The following is a 3,759-nucleotide window of genomic DNA, read 5'->3' as shown; positions in this document are numbered from 1 at the left end:
TCGATTAACGGGTTAAAAATTGTGGGCTAAAATTGAGCGAAGCGAAAAGCCCGCAAGTTTTTATCCCTGTTTAATTGCTTGTTATGCGTTGACACACCACTTTCAAAGCGCTTGCGCCTGCACCAACGAGCTAAACTTTTATTTATAAAAACACTCACCAAACCAAAAATTGCAAAGAAGCGTTCGACTGGTGAATGACTTTTCTGATCACAGCTTAAATTGAAAAACGAAAAGCTAAGACCAGCTTAAAACTTAATTACGCCACTTTACCTAAAAGCTGATTTGAAGAAAAGACTTGAGGCAAAAACCGTATTAAAGACAGAGATTTAGAGTGACGCATAACGCCTTTGTTAACAGGCTAAATTTAGTTGGTTAGAATATGCAACGAAGGAGCAATAGCCAACTAAATTTTGTCCATATTTAACAACTTGATACTCATTGAGCCTCCTCCCCAGCATCGCGATTATTCGTTACGCTGAAAAGGCAACCAACCTCACAGGAGAAAGCTCAATGAACTTTTACAATAACATGCATCCATATTATTTTGGAATCGATTTACACGCTCGCCTACTTTATGTCTGTATCATTGATAACACAGGCATTATTCTTGTCCACAAAAAAATTAAAGATGACCCAGAAGAACTATTTAAGCTAATCAAACCCTACATCGGAGATATTGTTGTTAGTGAAGAGTGTATGCATTGTTTGGTATTAGGTCGCTGATTTTTGCAAACAACACGCTATCGACTTCATTCTAGGCCATGCCCTATACATGAAAGCCATTCATGGCGGGAAAGCTAAAAACGATAAGATTGATTCTTATAAAATTGCCAAACTCATCCGTGGAGCTAACTTCCCTCTCGCTTATGTCTATGACCAAGAAATGCGTGCTACTCGCGACTTGTTACGACGTAGAACCAAAATTGTTCGCCATGGTGCTGACTTAAAAGCCCATGTCGCCAATACTGCTAGTCAGTACAACTTACCTGCCCACAATGTGAATTTAAAAAATGTCTGTGACAGAGAGAAAATGCGTTATTACTTTCCTGTTCCAGTCGTTCAGCGCTCTATTAACTTAGACATAGCAATACTTGACTGCTATCAAAAAGAGCTCAAACCTATAGAACATTACATCGAGCAAATGGCCAAACAACAAAACCCTGTGCACCTTAATATTTTACAAACGATTAATGATATAGGACGTATCCTAGCACTCACCATTATCTATGAGATTGGTGATATTTATCGATTCTCAAGTGTACAAAAGTTCGCTTCATATAGCAGGTTAGTCAAATGTAAAGCTGAATCTGCTGGCAAAGTCTATGGCTCACAAGGTAACAAGATTGGTAATGCTCATCTCAAATGGGCTTTCTCTGAAGCCGCCGCTGTACTGTTACGACATAGTGATAATGCAAATAAGTATATTGAAAAGTTACAAAAACGAATGAGTAAAGCCAAAGCGTTATCTGCGCTTGCTCATAAGCTTGGCCGCTGTGTTTATTACATGCTTAGAAAGGGGACTGTATTCGATGAAGTCCGATTCCTAAAGAGTTAGTCACGGTACTGAGTGAGCTGAACGTCTAACTGGATATAGGTTGAGTATCAATCAATTGGGTGAGTTAATAGCCAATATGGCTTTAACCTCATTATATGCCTAAACGCCTAAGCCAATTTGCTTTGATTAGACACTCAGTGCGCGTGCATTAATACAATAAACAAAGTCGCTTACACCTTAGCTGAGCCTTTAACTAACTGGACGAATGAGCCATCCCCTTGAGTAGTGCCAGATTAAGGTTAACCGATAAATGTCTAGTGGCCCTAAACGATAAATTATATCGACTGATTTAGGCCGCGATGAGATCGCAATAAGAGACCCTCAATATGTGTTTGCCGTAAACGATTTTAATGGCTATTCGACATAACGAAGCTTAACTGATTTAAGAGTTGCTAATACAAATTAGCTGCTTAAAAGCAGCTAAAAAGAACTGTTATGCTTACTTGACCGGAGAAGGTTCATATGTGTTATGTGTTTTATGCTTCTTCGCAAGAAGCTTTTCCATTGCCTTCTAGTACACACTCATATTTTGTATTTGGACACTGTAAAGTCCAGTTACGCGAATCTATTAGGGGGTTGTTTCCTTTATGCACTATTCTAATTTCACTTTCTTTGCAGTTTAGTTGTGATTTTGATGATTCAATAATCTCTTTGTCAGAAGGCATCTTTTTTACAGGAATGTGTACAACGCATCCTGTGGCTAACAATGAAATCAATAATATACTTAAATGCTTCAAGATTAACTCCTTACTACTGAAACACATAACGCCTCGCTTAACCGGCGCAAAATAGCAGGCTAAAATTAGCGACGTAGGAGCACAAGCCTGCTGTTTTGTGTCCACGGTTTAACGGCCTTGTTATAAGCCATGATTACGCTGCTGCTTTAATTGCTTTTTTGACCTTTTTAAGTGCCATTTTATGTTTTAATGGTGAAAGGTAGTCAATAAACAATTTACCTTTCAAATGATCGATTTCATGCTGTAAAACGATTGCTAAAAAATCATCACTTTCAACAACTACTTCTTTTCCATTACGATCTAACCCTTCAACTTTAACCTCTGTAAAACGCTCTACATCTGCGTAGTACCCGGGAACAGATAAGCACCCCTCTTGCCCCATCTCTTTATTCGAGCCACTAACAACCTCAGGGTTAATAAGTATCAGAGGTGAATTTCTTTCCTCTGAAATATCGATTATTATGATCGCTTCGTTTCTACCAACTTGTGTTGCAGCTAAGCCTATTCCATCTTCAGTTGCATACATAGTATCAAGCATGTCATCGATTAACGTTTGAACCTCTTCGACGTTAACTACTTTTTCAGCTTTAACTTTTAATTTTTCATTCGGAGCTTTTAGAATTTCTAAAACGGCCATTTTACCTCGATATTTGATTTGGCTTATAACGCCTTAATAAACGGCGAAAAATAGCAGGCTAAAATTAGCGACGAAGGAGCGCAAGCCTGCTGTTTTGCGTCCTTTGGTTTAGGCACTTGTTATACGCCGACATTGGTATCAATACCATTTCTCTTAATCGTAACTAAGAAGTCAAAAAGTGATTTATTATCAAAAGCTTTTGCTGCAAAGTCTAATTTAAATGACTTACCTTCACGAGTAAAAAATACTAACCTTGAAGCTACTTGCTCACTTACTGCATTGTGCCCAAAGGATAATTTTTCTACAGTGCTAGCGTTTGCACCAATATATATTTTTTGAATAGAGTTAATGGGGACTTCTTTATCAAGAGTTTTCCATCCTGATATTCCTTTTACTAACAAGATTTCACCTCTAATAGCTAGTCGATATGATGAAAGTGATTTAGTTATCCAGTTTAGGTAAAGGTATAAACAGGTGACAAGAACTACCACACCAAAAAGCAAACCAACTTCTCCTGCTAGTTCCTGGCTTATATCTATAAATTCGGTGAGTAACCGCTTAATAATAAATATGAAAAGCATACCATAGAATACAGTAGCTCCTAAGGCTAAAGGCAACCAACCAATAAATGATTTTAGGATTTCTTTTTTGTTATTAACTTTGACTTCCATGATTACTCTTAGTGCGTATAACGCCTCGCTTAACCGGCGAAAAATAGCAGGCTAAAATTAACGACGAAGGAGCGCAAGCCTGCTGTTTTGCGTCCTTTGGTTTAAACGTTTGTTAGATTTCGATTTTACTCTAAATTTTCACGACTAGTATATAGTAAT

The 3,759-nt window shown here is 37.8% G+C and carries 3 protein-coding genes and 1 pseudogene; 1 reads left to right on the top strand and 3 read right to left on the bottom strand.

Features of this window, described 5'->3' with window-relative positions:
• Window positions 1-510 precede the first annotated feature (510 nt).
• Window positions 511-1,555: pseudogene (locus ACGHEH_RS21385) on the top strand (IS110 family transposase).
• Window positions 1,556-2,031: 476 nt separating this feature from the next.
• Here ACGHEH_RS21385 and ACGHEH_RS21380 read toward each other — a convergent pair.
• From ACGHEH_RS21380 to ACGHEH_RS21370, 3 genes are all read right to left on the bottom strand, one after another.
• Complete coding sequence (locus tag ACGHEH_RS21380; RefSeq protein WP_390449713.1) at window positions 2,032-2,292, bottom strand: hypothetical protein; 261 nt, start codon at window positions 2,290-2,292, stop codon at window positions 2,032-2,034.
• 133 nt (window positions 2,293-2,425) lie between these two features.
• Window positions 2,426-2,929: a peptide deformylase gene (gene def / locus ACGHEH_RS21375; protein ID WP_390449710.1), complete on the bottom strand. Its 504-nt coding sequence runs from the start codon at window positions 2,927-2,929 to the stop codon at window positions 2,426-2,428.
• 119 nt (window positions 2,930-3,048) lie between these two features.
• Entirely contained in the window at window positions 3,049-3,600 is a 552-nt protein-coding gene (locus ACGHEH_RS21370; protein WP_390449708.1) for a hypothetical protein, read from the bottom strand.
• Window positions 3,601-3,759: the final 159 nt, after the last annotated feature.

It is taken from the genome of Pseudoalteromonas sp. MTN2-4 (genome assembly GCF_042848605.1).
Lineage (GTDB): Bacteria > Pseudomonadota > Gammaproteobacteria > Enterobacterales > Alteromonadaceae > Pseudoalteromonas.
Note: the sequence above shows the minus strand (reverse complement) of the source record. Positions and strands in the feature narration are given on the sequence as shown.